The sequence below is a fragment of the Micromonospora sp. R311 genome (assembly GCF_056780015.1).
Genome location: NZ_JBSWCE010000030.1, coordinates 57841 through 75293 on the forward strand (window position 1 = coordinate 57841; position 17453 = coordinate 75293).

19 protein-coding genes are annotated in these 17453 nt (G+C 74.6%); 7 read left to right on the forward strand and 12 right to left on the reverse strand.

Features of this window, described 5'->3' with window-relative positions; genetic code table 11:
• The first annotated feature begins 326 nt into the window (after positions 1 to 326).
• Positions 327 to 554, forward strand: a complete 228-nt coding sequence (locus tag AC1WTP_RS24355; protein WP_481651582.1) for a GntR family transcriptional regulator — start codon at positions 327 to 329, stop codon at positions 552 to 554.
• Positions 555 to 571: 17 nt separating this feature from the next.
• Here the strand turns inward: AC1WTP_RS24355 and AC1WTP_RS24360 are convergent, their stop codons facing one another.
• From AC1WTP_RS24360 to nadD, 5 genes are all read right to left on the reverse strand, one after another.
• Positions 572 to 1339 (reverse strand): SDR family NAD(P)-dependent oxidoreductase, encoded by a 768-nt coding sequence (locus AC1WTP_RS24360; RefSeq protein WP_481651583.1) that lies wholly within the window; start codon positions 1337 to 1339, stop codon positions 572 to 574.
• A 404-nt stretch (positions 1340 to 1743) separates the two neighbouring features.
• Positions 1744 to 2607: a DegV family protein gene (locus tag AC1WTP_RS24365; RefSeq protein WP_481651584.1), complete on the reverse strand. Its 864-nt coding sequence runs from the start codon at positions 2605 to 2607 to the stop codon at positions 1744 to 1746.
• Between the two features lie 47 nt (positions 2608 to 2654).
• Positions 2655 to 3284, reverse strand: coding sequence for a histidine phosphatase family protein (locus AC1WTP_RS24370; protein WP_481651585.1), 630 nt, complete (start codon positions 3282 to 3284; stop codon positions 2655 to 2657).
• Positions 3281 to 3685, reverse strand: coding sequence for a ribosome silencing factor (gene rsfS / locus AC1WTP_RS24375; protein WP_167179231.1), 405 nt, complete (start codon positions 3683 to 3685; stop codon positions 3281 to 3283). Before rsfS ends, AC1WTP_RS24370 begins: the two co-directional genes overlap by 4 nt.
• Positions 3686 to 3795: 110 nt before the next feature.
• A complete protein-coding gene (gene nadD, locus AC1WTP_RS24380; RefSeq protein ID WP_481651586.1) occupies positions 3796 to 4392 on the reverse strand; it encodes a nicotinate-nucleotide adenylyltransferase in 597 nt (198 codons plus the stop codon).
• Between the two features lie 99 nt (positions 4393 to 4491).
• Here nadD and AC1WTP_RS24385 point away from each other — a divergent pair, with 99 nt between their 5' ends.
• Positions 4492 to 5139, forward strand: coding sequence for a PadR family transcriptional regulator (locus AC1WTP_RS24385; RefSeq protein WP_481651587.1), 648 nt, complete (start codon positions 4492 to 4494; stop codon positions 5137 to 5139).
• A 161-nt stretch (positions 5140 to 5300) separates the two neighbouring features.
• A complete protein-coding gene (locus tag AC1WTP_RS24390) occupies positions 5301 to 6506 on the forward strand; it encodes an FAD-dependent monooxygenase (RefSeq protein ID WP_481651588.1) in 1206 nt (401 codons plus the stop codon).
• A 117-nt stretch (positions 6507 to 6623) separates the two neighbouring features.
• On the opposite strand, the gene pepN is transcribed toward AC1WTP_RS24390, so the two are convergent.
• The gene (gene pepN / locus AC1WTP_RS24395) at positions 6624 to 9140 is read right to left on the reverse strand and encodes an aminopeptidase N (protein WP_481651589.1); all 2517 of its coding nucleotides are present in this window, start codon (positions 9138 to 9140) and stop codon (positions 6624 to 6626) included.
• 68 nt (positions 9141 to 9208) lie between these two features.
• Here pepN and AC1WTP_RS24400 point away from each other — a divergent pair, with 68 nt between their 5' ends.
• The gene (locus tag AC1WTP_RS24400) at positions 9209 to 9427 is read left to right on the forward strand and encodes a DUF397 domain-containing protein (protein WP_088992395.1); all 219 of its coding nucleotides are present in this window, start codon (positions 9209 to 9211) and stop codon (positions 9425 to 9427) included.
• 17 nt (positions 9428 to 9444) lie between these two features.
• Here the strand turns inward: AC1WTP_RS24400 and AC1WTP_RS24405 are convergent, their stop codons facing one another.
• A complete protein-coding gene (locus AC1WTP_RS24405) occupies positions 9445 to 9834 on the reverse strand; it encodes a hypothetical protein (protein ID WP_481651590.1) in 390 nt (129 codons plus the stop codon).
• A 296-nt stretch (positions 9835 to 10130) separates the two neighbouring features.
• Between AC1WTP_RS24405 and AC1WTP_RS24410 the strand changes: the two genes are divergently transcribed.
• The gene (locus AC1WTP_RS24410) at positions 10131 to 11378 is read left to right on the forward strand and encodes a cytochrome P450 (protein ID WP_481651591.1); all 1248 of its coding nucleotides are present in this window, start codon (positions 10131 to 10133) and stop codon (positions 11376 to 11378) included.
• 63 nt (positions 11379 to 11441) lie between these two features.
• On the opposite strand, the gene AC1WTP_RS24415 is transcribed toward AC1WTP_RS24410, so the two are convergent.
• Entirely contained in the window at positions 11442 to 12614 is a 1173-nt protein-coding gene (locus tag AC1WTP_RS24415; RefSeq protein WP_481651592.1) for a zinc-dependent alcohol dehydrogenase, read from the reverse strand.
• Positions 12611 to 13246 carry an SRPBCC family protein gene (locus AC1WTP_RS24420; RefSeq protein WP_481651593.1) on the reverse strand — a complete coding sequence of 212 codons (636 nt, stop codon included), beginning with the start codon at positions 13244 to 13246 and terminating at the stop codon, positions 12611 to 12613. Before AC1WTP_RS24420 ends, AC1WTP_RS24415 begins: the two co-directional genes overlap by 4 nt.
• Before the next feature lie 145 nt (positions 13247 to 13391).
• Between AC1WTP_RS24420 and AC1WTP_RS24425 the strand changes: the two genes are divergently transcribed.
• Positions 13392 to 14129 carry a class I SAM-dependent DNA methyltransferase gene (locus tag AC1WTP_RS24425; RefSeq protein ID WP_481651594.1) on the forward strand — a complete coding sequence of 246 codons (738 nt, stop codon included), beginning with the start codon at positions 13392 to 13394 and terminating at the stop codon, positions 14127 to 14129.
• Complete coding sequence (locus AC1WTP_RS24430; RefSeq protein ID WP_481651595.1) at positions 14126 to 15289, forward strand: glycosyltransferase family 2 protein; 1164 nt, start codon at positions 14126 to 14128, stop codon at positions 15287 to 15289. The genes AC1WTP_RS24425 and AC1WTP_RS24430 overlap by 4 nt, the downstream gene beginning before the upstream one ends.
• 175 nt (positions 15290 to 15464) lie before the next feature.
• Here the strand turns inward: AC1WTP_RS24430 and AC1WTP_RS24435 are convergent, their stop codons facing one another.
• The 3 genes from AC1WTP_RS24435 to AC1WTP_RS24445 are packed head-to-tail and all read right to left on the reverse strand — an operon-like array spanning position 15465 to position 17363.
• Positions 15465 to 16115, reverse strand: coding sequence for a DUF3618 domain-containing protein (locus AC1WTP_RS24435; RefSeq protein ID WP_481651596.1), 651 nt, complete (start codon positions 16113 to 16115; stop codon positions 15465 to 15467).
• Positions 16112 to 16570, reverse strand: a complete 459-nt coding sequence (locus AC1WTP_RS24440; protein WP_481651597.1) for a phage holin family protein — start codon at positions 16568 to 16570, stop codon at positions 16112 to 16114. Before AC1WTP_RS24440 ends, AC1WTP_RS24435 begins: the two co-directional genes overlap by 4 nt.
• Before the next feature lie 28 nt (positions 16571 to 16598).
• Positions 16599 to 17363, reverse strand: coding sequence for a hypothetical protein (locus tag AC1WTP_RS24445; protein ID WP_481651598.1), 765 nt, complete (start codon positions 17361 to 17363; stop codon positions 16599 to 16601).
• Between the last annotated feature and the right edge of the window lie 90 nt (positions 17364 to 17453).

Here is a 17453-nt window from a genome sequence, read left to right on the forward strand (position 1 = left end):
GGTGCAGGTTCGGGCACGACGAGAAGTACGGCCATCCACACGAACACCGGACCCGCCATGGACGCCACATCGAGCGTTTCGGCTCATGTCGCCTGTGGGCGGTCATGCGCAGCACCTTCCCCGGGTGATCTCGATTGGGCCACCCTGGGGGCAGAGTCCGTGCGTCGTGCTCCCCAGGGTGGTTGCGTGGCGCACCCGCGTTTGCCGAACGAAGGACCTCGCCACACTTCGGCAGCTTAGAGACCTTTAGTACCTAAGGCAATGTTGGTCTTGAAGGTGGGTAACCGGCGTGGTCCGATGGAGGTGCCGAACGAAGGAACCTCGACATGCCCATACCGACGGGCGGCTACCGGGAAGTCGCCGAAGACCTCACCGCTCGGATCAAGAGCGGCGAGTACGCACCCGGCGACCGACTGCCGACCTACAAGGAGCTTGCGGACCTCTACCAGGTCAGCGTGACGACCGTGCAGCGAGCGATCATCATCCTGCAAGACCGTGGTCTCGTGGTCGGTCTGCAGGGTCGCGGCTTGTGGGTGGCCGAGCGGAATCGCTAGCGGCCAGGACTGATCCCTCAGCACGCCTCTGGGTCGAGGCCGAGCACCGAACGCCCGCCGTCGACCGGCAGGGTCACCCCGTTCACGAAGCCCGCCGCCGGCGACAGCAGGTACGCGACCGCCTCCGCCACCTCCTCGACCCGGCCGATCCGCCCGACCGGGTGCAGCCGGGTCAGCTCCGCGTCGATCCACTCCGCCTCGGCCGGCTCCCGCTCGGCCAGGAAGGCGGCGTGCCGCTCGGTGGCGATCGAGCCGAGCGCGACCGCGTTGGTCCGGATTCCCCGTGGCCCGTACTCGACGGCCAGCGCCCGGGTCAGCCCCTCGACGGCCGCCTTGGCGGTCGCGTACGGCAGGCAACCGCGCACCGGACGGCGGGCCTGGTGGGAGGAGACGTTGACGATCGCGCCGGCGGTGCCGGCGGCGAGGAACCGGCGGACCGCGGTGGTCGCGCCGACCACCGCCGGCCGCAGGTTGAGCCCGATCAGGTCGAACACCTCGGCCGCGGGCGCGGAGTGCACCGAGGCGTCCCGGAACACCGCCGCGTTGTTGACCCACCCGGTCAGCGGCCCGGCGCGTTCGGCCAGGTCGGCGGCGCGCGTGACGACCTCCTCGTCGCCGGCGTCACCGGTCACGGCGACCAGCCGGTCCTGGGTCGCCACCCGGCCCAGCCAGGCGAGCGCGTCGCGGTCGTGCTCGATCACCACCACGCTGTCGCCGGTGGCGGCCAGCCGCTCCGCGACGGCCCGGCCCACTCCCCGGCCACCGCCGGTCACCACGAAGGACATCGCCGCTCCTCTCCCCCGCCGACGACGGAAATGGTCGATATGACGCAAGATCAGACCACCGGGATCGCGCCGCGGTCCAGGCCGCCGCGCCGACCGGACGGGCGGACCCCGCCGCCCCGTCCATGCGGGCAGCTCGACAGGGCACTCGACGTCGACCCGCCCGGCCCGGCCCGGACGGGGCCGGAGCCAGGGCCGGGGCCAAGGCCGAGCCTGCCAGGACGTCCCCGACACCCGTCGCGCCGACGTGGTCCAGGTCGACCTGGACGCCCGATCGTCCAGGCACCCACGACCCGAGCCGGCCCGGTCCGCCCGGCGCCGCCGCGCCAGGCACAACCCTGCCAGGTCGACCCGAAACTCACCGTCCGAACCGGCCGCCCGCGACCACGCGCGCCGGCCGCCGCCGCTCAGCCGGCGTCGGGTGCCGGCCGGCGGTGCACCACCACGCAGGCCAGGCCCGGGCCGGCGTGCGCGGCGACCACCGCGCCGGCCTCCGAGACGTACGCGTCGTGCAGCCGGTCGCCGAGCCGCTCGCGCAACGCCGCCAGCAGCGACTCCGCCCGCTGCGGGGCGGCGAGGTGGTGCACGGCGAGGTCCACCTCGGCGTCGCCGGCCACCTCGACGGCGAGGTCGACCAGCCGGGCCACGCCCCGGCTCGCGGTGCGCACCTTGTCCCTGAGCACGATCGCGCCGTCCGGCATGTGCATGATCGGCTTGACCGACAGCGCGGTGCCGAGCAGCGCCTCGGCGGCCCCGATCCGGCCGCCCCGGCGGAGGAACTCCAGCGTGTCGACGTAGAACCAGATGGTGGTGCGGCCGACGGTGGCCAGCGCGGCGTCGCGTACGGCCGGCAGGTCCGCGCCCCGGTCGGCGGCCGTGGCGGCCGCGACGACCGGGAAGCCCAGGCCCATGCCGCAGGATCGGCTGTCCACCACGGCCACCCGGTCGCCGAACTCCGCGGCCGCCAGCCGGGCCGCCTCCACCGTGCCGGAGAGCTCGGCGGAGATGTGCACCGAGACGACGCCGTCCGCGCCGGCGTCGAGCAGCCGGCGGTACGTCCGGACGAACTGCTCCGGGGCGGGACGGGAGGTGCTCACCGACACCCGCCGGCCACCGAGCGCCCGGGTCGCGTCGGCCGGAAACGTCTCGATGCCTTCCAGGCCCTCCGCGCCGTTGAGCACCACGGTCAGCGGCACCACGGTCGGCCGGTGGGCGGACAGCAGCTCGGGGGGCAGGTAGGCGGTGGAGTCGGTGACGACCGCGACGGGCATGCCCGGCACGCTAGCCGATGCCGCCCCGGTGTGCCGAGGGCGTGCCCTCAGACCGCGTCGGCCGGAGCCGGTGCGCCGATCAGCCCGACGTTGTGGGCCCGCAGGTGCCAGCCCCGCACCTCGTCGTGGCGCAGCTCGGTCCAGTGGCAGTTCTGCAGCGACCCGATGGTGCGCAGGACCTGACGGTCCCAGCCGAGCATCTGGCCGCAGCCCTGCCGGGCCCCGCCGCCGTGGGTGGCGACCACCACGGTCCCGCCGGCCACCGCGTCGGCGGCCTCCTGCAGCGCCCCGCCGACCCGCTTGCCGAGGTCGTCGAGGGTCTCGATACCGGCGCCCGGGTCCGGGTCGCCGGCCCGCCAGCGGGCGTACTCGCTCGGGTAGCGGCGGGCCGCCTCGGCCAGGGCGAGCCCCTGCCACTGCCCGAAGTGCCGCTCGCGCAGCCGCGCGTCGGTGTGCACCGGCAGCCCGGTGACCGCGGCCAGCGCGGCGGCGGTGTCCGCCGCCCGGCGCAGGTCGCTGGCCAGGATGGCGTCCGGGCGCAGCGCGGCGAGCAGTGGCGCGGCGGCCCGGGCCTGCTCGTGGCCGAGGTCGTTGAGGGGTACGTCGGTCTGCCCCTGGACCCGGCCGGCGGCGTTCCAGTCGGTGTTGCCGTGCCGCCAGATGATCAGGCGGGTCATTCCGCCGCGGCGGTGCCGGACTCGGCGTCGACCAGGTCCCGGTCGACGAACGGGATCGTCGGGCAGTCCTTCCAGAGCCGGTCGAGGGCGTAGAACTCGCGCTCCTCGGTGTGCTGGACGTGCACCACGATGTCGACGTAGTCGAGCAGCACCCAGCGCCCGCCGCGCTCGCCCTCGCGCCGCACCGGCTTGGCCTTCTCGGGCAGCTGGAGCAGGCGCTCCTCGATGGCATCGACGATGGCCAGCACCTGACGCTCGTTCGGGGCCGCGGCGAGCAGGAACGCGTCGGTGATGGCCAGCTGGTCGCCCACGTCGATGATGACGATGTCCTGCGCCTTCTTGTCGGCGGCGGCCTGCGCGGCGGCGATCGCCAGCTCGTGAGCGCGTTCGGAAACTGTCACCGTTCTCCTTCGATCAACCGTGCGATCCTCCAAGCGTCTCACACACGGTGGAATCCCGACTTGTCAGTTCTGGTCGATTACCCGCACGATCCCCCTGATACCGGGCGGAATCACTGCTGATAGAGGCGCCGCTTGGCGATGTACTGCACCACACCGTCGGGCACCAGGTACCAGACCGGCTCACCCCGGGCCACCCGGTCCCGGCAGTCGGTGGACGAGATGGCCATCGCCGGCACCTGGATCAGGCTGACCGTGTCGGCCGGCAGGTGCGCGTCGGAGAGTTCGAACCCCGGCCGGGTCACCCCGATGAAGTGGGCCAGTTCGAAGATCTCGTCGAGGTCCTTCCAGCTGAGGATCTTCGCTAGCGCGTCGGCCCCGGTGATGAAGTAGAGCTGCACCTTCGGGCCGTACTCGGCGTGCAGGTCGCGCAGCGTGTCGACGGTGTAGGTGGGGCCGCCGCGGTCGATGTCGACCCGGCTGACCTGGAAGCGGGGGTTGGAGGCGGTGGCGATCACCGTCATGAGGTAGCGGTCCTCGGCGGGGCTGACCGGCTCGTCCGCCTTCTGCCACGGCTGGCCGGTCGGTACGAAGACCACCTCGTCGAGCCCGAACCGGTCCGCCACCTCGCTGGCCGCGACGAGGTGCCCGTGGTGGATGGGATCGAAGGTGCCACCCATGATCCCGATCCGCCGGATGTCTTCCTCCACCCCGTGATCCTAATGCGGCGACGGGGCTCGCATCGTCGCCCCGGCAGACGTATACTCGCCTACGAGTAATCGTGAGCGAGCAGCGACCGGGAGGTGGCGATGCCCAAGCGGCGCAAGGTCGGGAACCTGCTGGCGCTGGCCGTCCTCTCCGCCCTCGTCCAGCGGCCGCTGCACCCCTACGAGATCGCCACCACACTGCGGGCCTGGGGCAAGGACCAGGACATGGAGATCAAGTGGGGGTCGTTCTACACGGTCATCCGCAACATGGACCGGCACGGGCTGATCGCGGCCGTGGAGAGCGTCCGGGAGGGCCGCCGCCCCGAGCGCACCGTCTACCGGATCACCGACGCCGGCCGGGCGGAGCTGGTCGACTGGGCCCGCGAGCTGGTCTCCACCCCGGTGCCGGAGCAGTCCCGGTTCCGCGCCGGCCTGTCCGTGCTCGCCGCGTTGCACCCCGACGAGGCCGCGGCGCTGCTACGGCAGCGGCTCGACCTGCTCGACGGCACCATCCGGGCCGGCCGGGCCGCGCTCGACGAGCACCTGCGGCACGTGCCCCGGCTGTTTCTGGTCGAGTCGGAATACGACCTGGCGATCCGGGAGGCGGAGGCGGCCTGGATCCGCGGCCTGCTGGCCGAGCTCGCCTCGGGCGGCCTGCCCGGGCTCGACCAGTGGCGGGCGTTCCACGAGACCGGCGAGCTGCCGGCGGAGCTGACCGACCTCGCGGAGAGGAGCCGCCCCACCGAGTGACGGACGGCCCCGGCGCGGTGCGCCAACACCGCACCGGGGCCCTTACCTCGAACCACACCTGGGAAGGTGCCCGGCCCGAAGCGGCAACCACGAGGATAACCGGGCTCCTGCCCAGGACGGTTCGCGCACGCACACCGACGAACCCCTGGAGAGGACCTTCCATGACACGAGTGAGGACAGCCCTCGTCATCGGCGGCGGCATCGCCGGCCCGGTCACCGCGCTGGCGCTGCGCCGCGCGGGCATCGCCGCCACCGTCCACGAGGCGTACCCGGGCACCACCGACGGCATCGGCGGCACCCTCGCGCTCGCCCCCAACGGCGTCGCCGCCCTGCGCGTCGTCGGCGCGGACGACGCGGTGACCGCGATCGCCAACCCGATCCACCGGACGGCGATGGCCGTCGGCCGCAAGCGCATCGAGCTGCCCGGCCTGGCCGGCGCCCCGCCGCTGCGGGTGGTGAACCGCAACGAACTCCACCGCGTGCTGCACGAGCGTGCCCGCGCCGAGGGCGTACCGATCGAGCACGGCAAGCGCCTGGTCGGGGCACGGGAGACCGGGGACGGCGTGACCGCGACGTTCGCCGACGGCAGCACCGCCACGGCCGACATCCTCGTCGGCGCCGACGGCGTCCGGTCCACCGTGCGCACCCTCATCGACCCGGACGCGCCCGGCCCGCGGTTCACCGGCCTGCTCGGCTTCGAGGCGGTGGCCCGGCACGAGGTGGACGCCGAACCCGGCACCATGACCTTCGCCTTCGGCCGGCGCGGCTACTACCTCTACTGGCCGGAGCCGGGCGGTGGCACCCGCTGGGGCGTCAACCTGCCGCAGCAGCGGCCGATGAGCCTGGTCGAGGCCCGCGCGGTGCCCCCGGCCGAGTGGCTACGCGCGCTGCGCGCCGCCTACGCCGACGACGACCCGGGCGGCGAGCTGATGCGGACCAGCGACGCCGACGGCCTCCATGCGGTGGGTTCGCTGCACATCATGCCGCCGGTGCCGCGCTGGCACCGCGGGCGCATGGTGCTGGTCGGCGACTCGGCGCACGCGCCGTCGAACAGCTCCGGCCAGGGCGCGTCGCTGGCCGTCGAGAGCGCCGTGCAGCTCGCCCGCTGCCTGCGTGACCTGCCCGACGTCGGTTCGGCGTTCGCCGCCTTCGAGCGGCTGCGCCGTGCCCGGGTGGAGCGGGTCGCCGCCCGGGCGGCCCGGATCAACCAGGCCAAGGCGCCGGGTGCGGTGGCCCGCGCGATGATGCCGCTGCTGATGCCGTTGCTGGTGAAGACCGCGATGAACCCGGAGAAGACGGTCGGCCCCGAACAGCGTTACGTCATCGACTGGGACGCCCCGGTGGCCTCGGAGCTGGCGTCCCGCTGACCCGTCCCGTGGGGTGGCACACCAGGTCGGGGTGCCACCCCACGGAACGGCCGGTTCCGCCGCCGGGCCGCGCCGTCCGGTGCGGTCGGCCCGGGCGGACGCGGCCCCGGTGGTGGGTCAGGCCGCGGCGGCGGCGACCGCGGTGCGGGCGATCAGTGCCCGGCGCAGGTCGTCGTCGGCGTCGGTCACCACCCGGCGCAGCCCCGGCGTGAGGTCGTCGCGGGCCAGCAGCGCCGCGGCCGCCTCCCGGGTGGGCTGCGCCACGGCGTAGCGGGGGAAGGCCAGGCCGGCCACGCGGTCGGCCGTCCAGGGCGTACGCAGCCGCGCGGCGGCCGGCATGTCGGCGAAGTACCGGTCGACGTACCCGGCGGTCAGCTCGGCCTGCTCGGGCTGCCAGAAGCCCTCCGCGGTCGCCTCGACCAGCCGGTTGGACAGCTCGGCGTTCGACACGATGATCTCCCAGGCCGCGCGCTTCGCCGCCGGCTCGGGCAGCGCGCCGCGGCAGCGGGCGGCCCGCTCGGCCCCGGCGGCGCTCGGGTCGGCGGCCGCCTCCGCGGCGATCTCCGCCTCGCCGGCCGCGCCGAGCACCACCAGCCGGTGCAGCACCGCCCAGCGCAGCTCCGCGTCGACGGCCAGCCCGGCCGGCACGTCCCGCCCGGCCAGCCAGCCGGTGAGCAGGTCGGCGTCGGTGGTCGCGGCGAGCCAGCCCCGGGCGGCGGCCAGCTGCAACGACTGCCCGGCCGGGGCGCCGTCGAGCAACTGCCGGCAGGCGCCCGCGACGAGGGTCAGCGCGGCCGCCCGGGCCGCCGGGTCGAGGTAGCGGTCGATCAGCGAGCGGCTCAGCGTGAGCACGTCCTCGGCGATGATCACCTCGGTCTCGGCCGGCAGCGCGGCGGCGATCAGCTCGACCAGCCCGGTGACCGGCCGCTCCCCGTCGATGGCGGCGTCCAGCGCCTCGCGCCAGAGCAGCGCCCGGGCCAGCGGATCGGCCAGGCCGGGCAGCACCAGCGGCACGGCGTCCGCCGAGGCCGGGTCGAGGCGGACCTTCGCGAAGGTCAGGTCGCCGTCGTTCGGCAGCAGCAGCTGGGCCGCCGGCGCGCCGGTCAGCCCGGCGAGCACCGTCCGGCCGCCGTCGGTGTCCGGGTCGAGGTCCACCTCGACCCGGTCGACGGTGCCGTCCGCCGAGTATCGGGCCACGCCGATGCGGTGCGGACGCAGCACCGGGTGCGTCTCGGGGGCGGTCTGCACCACCGCCACCTCGGTGTAGCGGCCGTCGGCGTCGACCGCGACCTCGGCGCGGAGCGTGTTGACCTGCGCCCGGCGCAGCCAGCGCTCGGCCCAGCCGGCCAGGTCGCGCCCGCTGGCGGCGGAGAGACCGGCGAGCAGGTCGGCCAGGGTGGCGTTGCCGAACCGGTGCTTGGCGAAGTGCGCGTTCAGGCCGGCGAGGAAGGCGTCGTCGCCGAGCCAGGCCACCAGCTGCCGCAGCACGCTGGCGCCCTTGGCGTACGAGATGCCGTCGAAGTTGAGCAACCCCTGGGCCGCGTCGCGCACCTCCTCCGGCGCCACCGGGTGGGTGGAGGGCCGCTGGTCGGCGGCGTAGCCCCAGGCCTTGCGGCGCATCGCGAAGGTCGTCCAGGCCTGGTCGAAGCGGGTCGCCTCGGCGGTGACCCGGGTGCCGAGGTATTCGGCGAAGGACTCGTTCAGCCACAGGTCGTCCCACCAGCGCATGGTGACCAGGTCGCCGAACCACATGTGCGCCATCTCGTGCGCGATCGTGGTGGCGCGCAACTCGCGCTGCGTGTCGGTGACCGCGGACCGGAAGACGTAGTCGTCGCGGAAGGTGACCAGGCCCGGGTTCTCCATCGCGCCGGCGTTGAACTCCGGCACGAACGCCTGGTCGTACTTGCCGAACGGGTAGCGCTCGGCGAAGAGCTGGTGGAACCGGTCCAGGCACTGCCTGGTGACGGTGAAGATCTCGTCGGCGTCGGCGTCCAGGTGCTCGGCCAGCGAGCGGCGGCAGTAGATGGCCAGCGGGATTCCGTCGTGCTCGTCGCGCCGCACGTGCCAGGGCCCGGCGACGAGCGAGACGAAGTACGTGGCCAGCGGCGCGGTCGGGGCGAACTCCCAGCGCCCGGGGCGCGGAGTGGCCGCGAGCTGGCCGTTGGCGGCGACCGTCCAGTGTTCCGGCGCGGTCACCGCGAGGGTGACCGGGGCCTTCAGGTCGGGCTGATCGAAGGCGGCGAAGATGCGCTGCACATCGTCCAGGAAGGACATGGCGTAGAGGTAGGTCTCGCCGTCGGCGGGGTCGACGAACCGGTGCATCCCCTCGCCGGTGTTGGTGTAGGCCATCTCGGCCTCGACGGTCAGCGTGTTGAGCTCGGCCAGCCCGGTCAGCGGCAGCCGGTTGTCGTCCAGCGTGGCCGGGTCCAGGTCGCGGTCGTTGAGGCGTACCGCCAGCAGTGTCGCGGGTTTGACCTCGGCGAACGTCGCGGCCCCGGTGCTCGCCCGGAACCGGATGGTGACGTGGGAGCGGAACCGCTCCGCACCGCCGGTGAGGTCGAGGTCCACCTGGTAGGACTCGACGGTAATCGCCGCGCCACGCGCGGTCGCCTCTACACGGGTCAGGCTCGGCATCCGCTTATCCTGCCGGATGGGGAACCGGACGTGTCTCCCCGTGACCCGTGGCACTGGAGGAATGGACCATGGCTTCGCACCCCAAGGGCGACTTCGACCTCTCTCGGGCGGTCTGGCAGCGGGCCGAGGGCGACACCTCCGAGAGCGCCGTCGAGGTCGCCTTCGTCGACGACCTGATCGGCATGCGCAACTCCGCCGAGCCGGACGGGCCGGTGCTGGTCTTCACCCAGGCCGAGTGGGACGCCTTCGTCGCCGGCGCCCAGGACGGCGAGTTCGACCTGGACTGACCGGGACGCGGGCCGCCTCACCCGTCGCCCCAGCCGAGCCCGCCGGGGCCCGCCGCGTGGTGGAAACCGGGGTGGTCGGCCACGTCCGCGCAGCGTTCGCCGTCCGGGCCGAGCGCCCCGCAGAACAGCCGCTCGGCCCGGTGCCAGGCGTCGGCGGGCGACAGCGCGGCCGCACCGAGCGCCACCTCGGGCCGGAGCAGGCTCAACGCCTCGGCGTAGCCGACCGCCAGCTCGCGGGCGTCGGCCGGGCCGGCGGCGGTGAAGCCGAGGTGCACGGTGAAGAACCGGGCCGGCCGGGCCACCCGCCGGGCCGGCGCGACCAGCGGCGCCGCGCCAAGGTCCCGACCGCCGCCGAGCCGCTCGCCCGACCGCCGTTGCCGCCAGTACGGCGACCTGCTGTCCCGCATCCGTCCTCCCCCGTGGTCGACCATCCGCGCCGGCCCGTCCCGGCCCCGGCCCGCCGGGCGGCGCCGGCCGGGCTGCTGCCGGTGGTGACCGCCGGTCTCCCGGCGGTCACGGTCGACCCCAGCGAAGCAGATTCGGGCGGCCCTGGGAGGGGCCAGCCGGAGGGCGGCTCGCTGGCCCCTCCCCCGCCACCGCGCCGCCGGCTCGGGATTCAGCGCCCCTGACCTGGGTAGAAACAGCCGGCCGAGCAGATCGGCGGGCCGGCCACGGCCGCGCCACGGCAGCGTCAGGAGGCCCGATGCCGACCATTCCGGCAGACCGCAGCCCGGAGAGCACCCTCGCGTTTTTGCGCGACGGCTACCGGTTCGTGGGCGCCCGGTGCGACCGGTACGGCACCGACATCTTCCAGACCCGGCTGCTCGGAAAGCGGACCATCTGCCTGCGCGGCCGGCCGGCCGCGGTGCTCTTCTACGACAACGAGCGTTTCGTCCGCGCCGACGCCCTGCCGCTGCGGGCCCAGCGGACGCTCACCGGGCGCGGCGGCGTGCAGGGGCTCGACGGCGCGGCGCACCGGGACCGGAAGGCGATGTTGCTGTCGATCATGACGCCGACCGCGGTCCGGCACATCGGCCAGCTCTTCGACGACGAGTGGCGGGCCCGGATCCCGGTCTGGGAACGGTCCGGGCCGGTCGTGCTCTACGAGGAGCTGGGCCGGATGCTCACCCGGACCGTCTGCGCCTGGGCCGGGGTGCCGCTGGCCGACGCGGAGGTGACCCGGCGCACCGACGAACTGCACGCGATGATCGACGCACCGGCCGCGGTCGGCCCGCGGCACTGGCGGGGGCTGCTGGGCCGCCGCCGGGGCGAACGCTGGGCCGGCGGCCTCGTCGAGCGGGCCCGGGCCGGCACGGTGCCGGCGCCGGAGGGGAGCGCGCTGCGGGTGATCGCCGAGCACCGGGACGAGCGGGGGCGGCTGCTGCCCCGCCGGATCGCCGCGGTGGAGCTGCTCAACATCCTGCGGCCCACGGTCGCCGTGGACCGCTTCGTCGTCTTCGTCGCGCTGGCCCTGCACGACCACCCGGCCTGGCGGCAACGGGTCCGGGACAGCGACGAGGCCGCCGAGTGCTTCGTGCAGGAGGTCCGCCGCTACTACCCGTTCTTCCCGATGACCGCGGCCCGGGTCCGGCGCTCCTTCGACTGGCAGGGCTACCAATTCCCGCGTGGCCGGCGGGTCGTGCTGGACCTGTACGGCACCAACCACGACCGCACGCTCTGGCCGCAGCCGGAGCAGTTCCGCCCGGAGCGCTTCGCCAACTGGCGCGACGACCCGTTCGGCCTGATCCCGCAGGGCGGCGGCGAGCACCTGGCCGGGCATCGCTGCGCCGGCGAGTGGATCACGATCGAGCTGATGAAGCGGGCGGTGACCAACCTGACCACCGCCATGCGGTACGACGTGCCCCCGCAGAAGCTGGCGGTGAGCCTGCGCCGGATGCCGGCGCTGCCGCCCAGCGGCTTCCTGATCGCCAACGTGCGCCGCACCGCCTGACGGACCGCCGAGGCGCAGCCGCCCGGAGAGGCCGGCGCGGCCGGCCCCTGCGGGGCTGGCCGGTCAGGCCGGGTGCAGGACGGTGCGCAGGCAGCCCTCCTGCTTCTGCTCGAACACCTCGTAGCCACGGACGCCCTGCTCCAGCGACATCGGGTGGGTGGCCAGGTAACCGGGGTCGATCTCGCCGGCGGCGAGCCGGTCCAGCAGCATCGGGATGTAGCGCTGGGCGTGCATCTGCCCCATCCGCAGCACCAGCGCCTTGTTCATCGCCGCGCCGAGCGGGAACTTGTCGACCAGGCCGCCGTAGACGCCGACGATGCTCACCGTGCCGCCCTTGCGGCAGGCCATGATCGCCTGCCGGACCGAGGTGGGCCGGTCGGTCTGCAGGCGTACGGTCTGCTTGGCCTTGTCGTACGCGTACGCCGGACCGACGTCGTGGCTCTCCATGCCGACCGCCTCGATGCAGGCGTCCGGCCCGCGTCCGGCGGTCATCTCCCGCAGCGCCTCCAGCACGTCGGTCTCGGTGTAGTCGATGGTCTCCACCCCGAGCCGGCCGGCCGCGGTGGCCAGCCGCTCCGGCAGCCGGTCGATGACGATCACCCGCCCGGCGCCGAGCAGTTGGGCGGCACGAGCGGCCATCTGCCCCACCCCGCCGGCACCCCAGACCGCGACCACCTCGCCGCCGGTCAGCCCGCAGAAGTCGGCGGCCATCCAGCCGGTGGGCATCGCGTCGGAGGCGAACACCACCGAGTCGTCCGGCACCCCGTCCGGGACCTTGAACGCCCCGACGTCCCCGAAGGGCACCCGGACGTACTCGGCGTGCGAGCCGGTGTAGCCGCCGGCGGCGTGCGAGTAGCCGAGGATGCCGGCCGGCGAGTGCCCCCAGAGCTTCTCGGTGAAGACCGGCTGCGGGTTGGAGTTGTCGCAGAGCGAGTACTGCTCGGTCCGGCAGTACCAGCAGCCGCCGCAGGCCACCACCGAAGCGACCACCACCCGGTCGCCGACCGTCAGCCGCCGCACCCCCGGCCCGGTCTCCACCACCTCGCCCATGAACTCGTGGCCGAGCACGTCCCCCTCGCGGGTGGCCGGCAGATAGCCGTTGATCAGGTGCAGGTCCGAGCCGCAGACGCTGCTGGCCCGGACCTTGACGACGATGTCCCCCTCGGCGCGGATCCGCGGCTCGGGCACGTCGCGCACCGCCAGCTTGCCGACCCCCTCCCAGCACAGCGCCCTCACGCCCGGCCTCCCGTCGCCAACTTCTCGCGCACCTTGTCGGTCGCCCGCTCCTGCGCCGGGTCACGGCCGGACGGGTCGCGCCGGGTGTCGATCACCTGCCCGGCCTCGATCAGTGACTTCACCCGGCGAAGGGTGTCCCGCAGGGCCAGGTCCGGTTCGTCGCCGGCGGCCAGGCCGAACGCCCGCCGCAGCGGCCCGGAGCGGTAGCGCAGCTCGGCCCGGATCTCGGTGCCCCGGTCCTGCGGCGCGGGCACCAGCTCGACCGTGCCCTGCTGCTCCGGCCCGTCGGTCACCCGCCAGCTCAGCCGTCCGGGGCCGGCGACGCTGATCTCGGCGCACCACCCGGTCCCGCCACCGGCCGGATCGCGCGCCACGCACCGCCAGCGGTTCTCGGCGAGCCGCTCCAGCGTCGCCCACTCCGCCAGCGCGCGGTCCAGCCGCTCCCGGTCGGTCCAGAAGCCGAGCACCGCCTCCACCGGCCGGTCCACGGTGACCCCGCGCCGCACCACGTACCAGCCGTCCTGCCGCTCCGGCTGGTGGCGACGGCGGCGCCGGGCCACCACCCGGCCGGCGCCGACGGCGGTCAGCGCCCCGGCGGCGAGCAGCGCCCACCTCGTTGCGTTGCTGGTCATCACGTCTCCTCCACCGGGCGTCTCGGGGTTGGACCGCCCGTGCCCGTTGCGCTACCCGGCGCCGGCCCGGCGAAACGGCAGACCGGTTTGATCCGCCGATATCCGGGCACCTGCTGGGCACCCACAGCTCGCCCGGGAGGCCCCGTTGCCCTTCGACGCCAGTGCCTACGGCCGGCACATCGCCGACGTCTACGACGAGGCGTACGCCCATCTGAACCCGGACGCGGCCGTGGACCGGCTGGCGGCGCTGGCCGACGGCGGCCCGGTCTGCGAGTTCGGCATCGGCACCGGCCGGCTGGCACTGCCGCTGGTGGAGCGGGGCCTGACCGTCGCCGGCATCGAGGGGTCGCCGGAGATGGTGGCCGGGCTGCGCGACAAGCCGGGCGGCGACAAGATCGAGGTGGCGGTGGGTGACTTCGCGCAGACCCGGGTGCCCGGCGAGTTCGCCGTGGTGGTGCTCGCGTTCAACACCGTCTTCGCGCTGCCGGACCAGGCCGCGCAGGTGGCCTGCTTCCGCAACGCCGCCGCCCACCTGCGCCCCGGCGGCAGGTTCGTGGTCGAGGCGTGGGTGCCCGACCCCGGCGCGTTCCGGGCCGGGTCGGCGCTGCGGCCGGTCCGGGTCGCCGAGGACGAGGTGCTGCTGGAGGCGGCCGTGCTGCACCCGGCCGAGCAGCGGATGACCACCACGAAGATCCGGCTCACCGACGCCGGCGTCCGGCTGCTGCCGGCCAACCACCGCTACGCCTGGCCGGCCGAGCTGGACCTGATGGCCGAGCTGGCCGGGATGGCCCGGGAGCACCGCTGGGCGGACTGGTCGGGCCGACCGTTCACCGACGACAGCCGGGAGCACGTCTCGGTCTGGCGACGGCCGGAGGCGGCGTGAGCGCCCCGACCCGCCCGGCCGGCGGGGCCACCGGTGACGACCAGGCCCGCCGGGCCGCCCTCGCTCCGGCCGGATCGGCCACCGGCGCCGCCGACCGGTCCGGGCCCGCGCCGGCCGGCTCCGTCGGCGGCCACGACGACCCCAGAACCGGGCCGGCCGGGTCGGTCGGCGGCGACGTCCCGGCCGACGACCGGTCGCGCCGGCTGCCGTTGTCGTACGTGCTGCCGCTGCGCTGGGCCGACGACGCCGGCCTGGCCGAGCTGACCGGATATCTGCGCTGGCTCGCCACCCGGGTCGAGGTGACCGTGGTCGACGGGTCGGCCCCGGCGGTCTTCGCCCGGCACGCGCGCACCTGGCGCGGGCTGGTCCGGCACCTGCCCCCCGATCCCGCGCTGCGCGGCGTCAACGGCAAGGTCACCGGGGTGCTCACCGGCGTCCGGGCGGCCCGGCACGAGCACGTGGTGATCGCCGACGACGACGTCCGCTACGACGAGACCGGGCTGCGCGCGGTGCACCGGCTGCTGCACCGGGTGGACCTGGTCCGGCCGCAGAACTACTTCGACCCGCTGCCCTGGCACGCGTACTGGGACACCGGGCGGACGCTGCTGAACCGGGCGCTCGGTGCCGACTACCCGGGCACCCTCGCGGTGCGCCGGAGCACCTTCCTCGCCATGGGCGGCTACGACCCGGACGTGCTCTTCGAGAACCTGGAGCTGATCCGCACCGTGCACGCGTACGGGGGCACCGAGGCGGCCCCGGCCGGGCTCTACGTCCGGCGACTGCCGCCGGACACCGCGCACTTCCGCGGCCAGCGGGTCCGCCAGGCGTACGACGACCTGGCCCAGCCGGTGCGGCTGGTCACCTCGCTCGCGGTCCTGCCGGCGCTGGCGGCGGCGGTCGCGGCCCGGCGGCCGGGGCTGCTGCTCGGCGCGGCGGCGACCACCGTGGCGCTGGCCGAGGTGGGCCGGCGGCGGGCCGGCGGCGCCGCCGTCTTCCCGCCCGCCACCGCCCTGATGGCGCCGCTGTGGCTGCTCGAGCGGGGGGTGTGCGCCTGGCTGGCGGTCGGCCGGCGGGTGCTCTTCGGGGGCGTCCCCTACGCCGGCACCCGGGTCCGCCGCGCCGCCCACTCGGAACGCGCCCTGCGCCGCCGCCTGCGCTGACCGCGATCTTGCACTGTCCGCCGGGGTGGATCGACAGGACATGCCGCAGGTCGCGGGCCCGAAGTGCAAGATCGCGGGAGTGGGCGACGGGGCGGGGCGGAGACGGCAGCTCGCGGCCACTGTCCGGGGGTGTGCCGGGGAGTGGCCGCGAGCTGGGGTGCACGGGGGAACGGGGTCAGTAGCGCACCTGGTCGCGGGACTGTTGCGTCTGGTCCTTGACGTCCTGAGCGGCGGACTTCGTGTCGTCCTTGACGGCGTGCACGGCGTCCTGCGCGGTGGACTTCACCGACTCGGTGGCCTGCTGCGCCGGCTCGCGCAGCTCCTCCTTCAGCTCGCCGGCCACCTCGGTCAGCTTCTCCTTGACCGCGCCGGTGTGCTCGCCGGCCTTCTCCTTGACCTGCGTCGCCACCTGCTGCTCCCGACGGGTGGCCGGGATCAGCGAGGAGGCCAGCCAGCCGACGCCGAACGCGATCAGGCCGGCGGCCAGCGGGTTGCCCTCGGACTTCTCCCGGATCACCTGCGGCGCCCGCTGGGCGGCGTCACCGACCGTCGACGCGGCCGACTGCGCCTTGTCGCCGACCGTGTGCGCCGCCGAGGAGGCGCGGTCGCCCACCGAGTGGGCGGCGTGGCCGGTGCCGTGGCCCAGGTCCGAAGCGGTTCCCATCACCTTGTCCCTCACATTCTGCAGCGCGGTACGGGCCCGCTGCTTACGGTCGTCGACGATGCGGCTCGGGCTGACCTTGTACGCCAGCGCGTCCACATCGGAACTCAGGTTGTTGCGGGTGGCCTCGATCTCCCGGCGGATCTGGGCGGGATCGGTGCTCATCGGGTGACCTCCTGCGGGTGGGGCTTGAGCGCGTCGGGGATCCGCTGCACGCTGTCGTTGGTCTGCTTGAGGCCGCGGATCCGCTCCGCGTTCTTCTTCGCCATGGAGTAGAGGACGGCGGCGATCACGCCCCAGACGACGGCCACGATCAGCGCCGCCCAACCGGCGTCCATCACGTTGGACAGCCCGGCCCACAGAGCCAGCGAGAGGAACAGGGCCACCATGTAGCCGCCGAAGCCGGCGCCGCCGAAGAACCCGGCGGCCTTGCCCGCCTTCCTGCCCTCCTGGCGGATCTCCGCCTTGGCCAGCTCCACCTCCTGGCGCATCAGGGTGGACAGGTCGGCGGTGACCTGGCGCATCAGCTCACCGATCGAGCTGCCCCTGACCTCGTCCGCGGTGTGCGGGGTGCCCGCGTGTCCGGAGTTCGGCCCGGAATCCTGCGTCGGCATGCTCATGCCGCCGCCTCCCTTCGGATGACTCGGCTCACGGACGGGTGGTCCCGCTCGACGGCACGCCCGGCAGCGGGTCGGTCTGGTTCACCGGCGGCAGCGGCTGACCGGTGCCGCCGACCGGGTCGGCGTAGCTGGTGGTGGTCCCGGAGTCCGGGTAGGCGCCCGGCGTCGGGTCGAGGTAGCCGCCCGGCGGCACGGCGTCCGGCACCGCGCGCGGAGCCGGCGTGGTCGGGATGACCGCGGTCCGGTCCGGGTCGTAGCCGGCGTCCGAGCCGTACGCCCGGTGGGCGCCGCTCTGGTCGGCGGAGAGGTTCTTGGTCAGCCGGCCGGCGAGCACGCCGAGCACGGCCGCGCCGACCAGGAAGGTGCCCGGGTTGCGGCGGGCGTAGTCGCGCACCTCGGTGAGGATGTCGCCGGGCTCGCGCGCCTCCAGCCAGCCGGCCACCCCGTGCACCCGGTCGGCGGCCTGGCGGGCGAGTTCGCTCACCGGGCCGGCCTGCCCGCCCTGCTCGGCCATCGAGCGCATCTCGTCGGCCAGCGACCGGAGCCCGCCGGCCGCGCGGCGCTGCTGCTCGCTGGTCTGGCTGGCGAGCTGGGTGCGGGCCTCGCCGTAGAGGTTGCGCGCCTGGCGGGCCGTCTCGCGGCCGACCTCCCTGCCCTGCTCCTTGGCGGTCTGCGCGACCGCCCCGCCGGCCTGCGCGGCCTCCGACCCGACCTGGCGGGCCTGCTCGCGGACGCCGCCGTTGGTCGACTCCTGCCCGTAGGTGGCAGACGTGGATGACAGATCGTAAGTCATGATGTCCCTTCCGCTCGGAAAGTCGTCGCGGTGTGCTGGGGGAACGCGCCGGCCGTCCGGCCGACGCGGACATTCACCTACCCTCCGTCG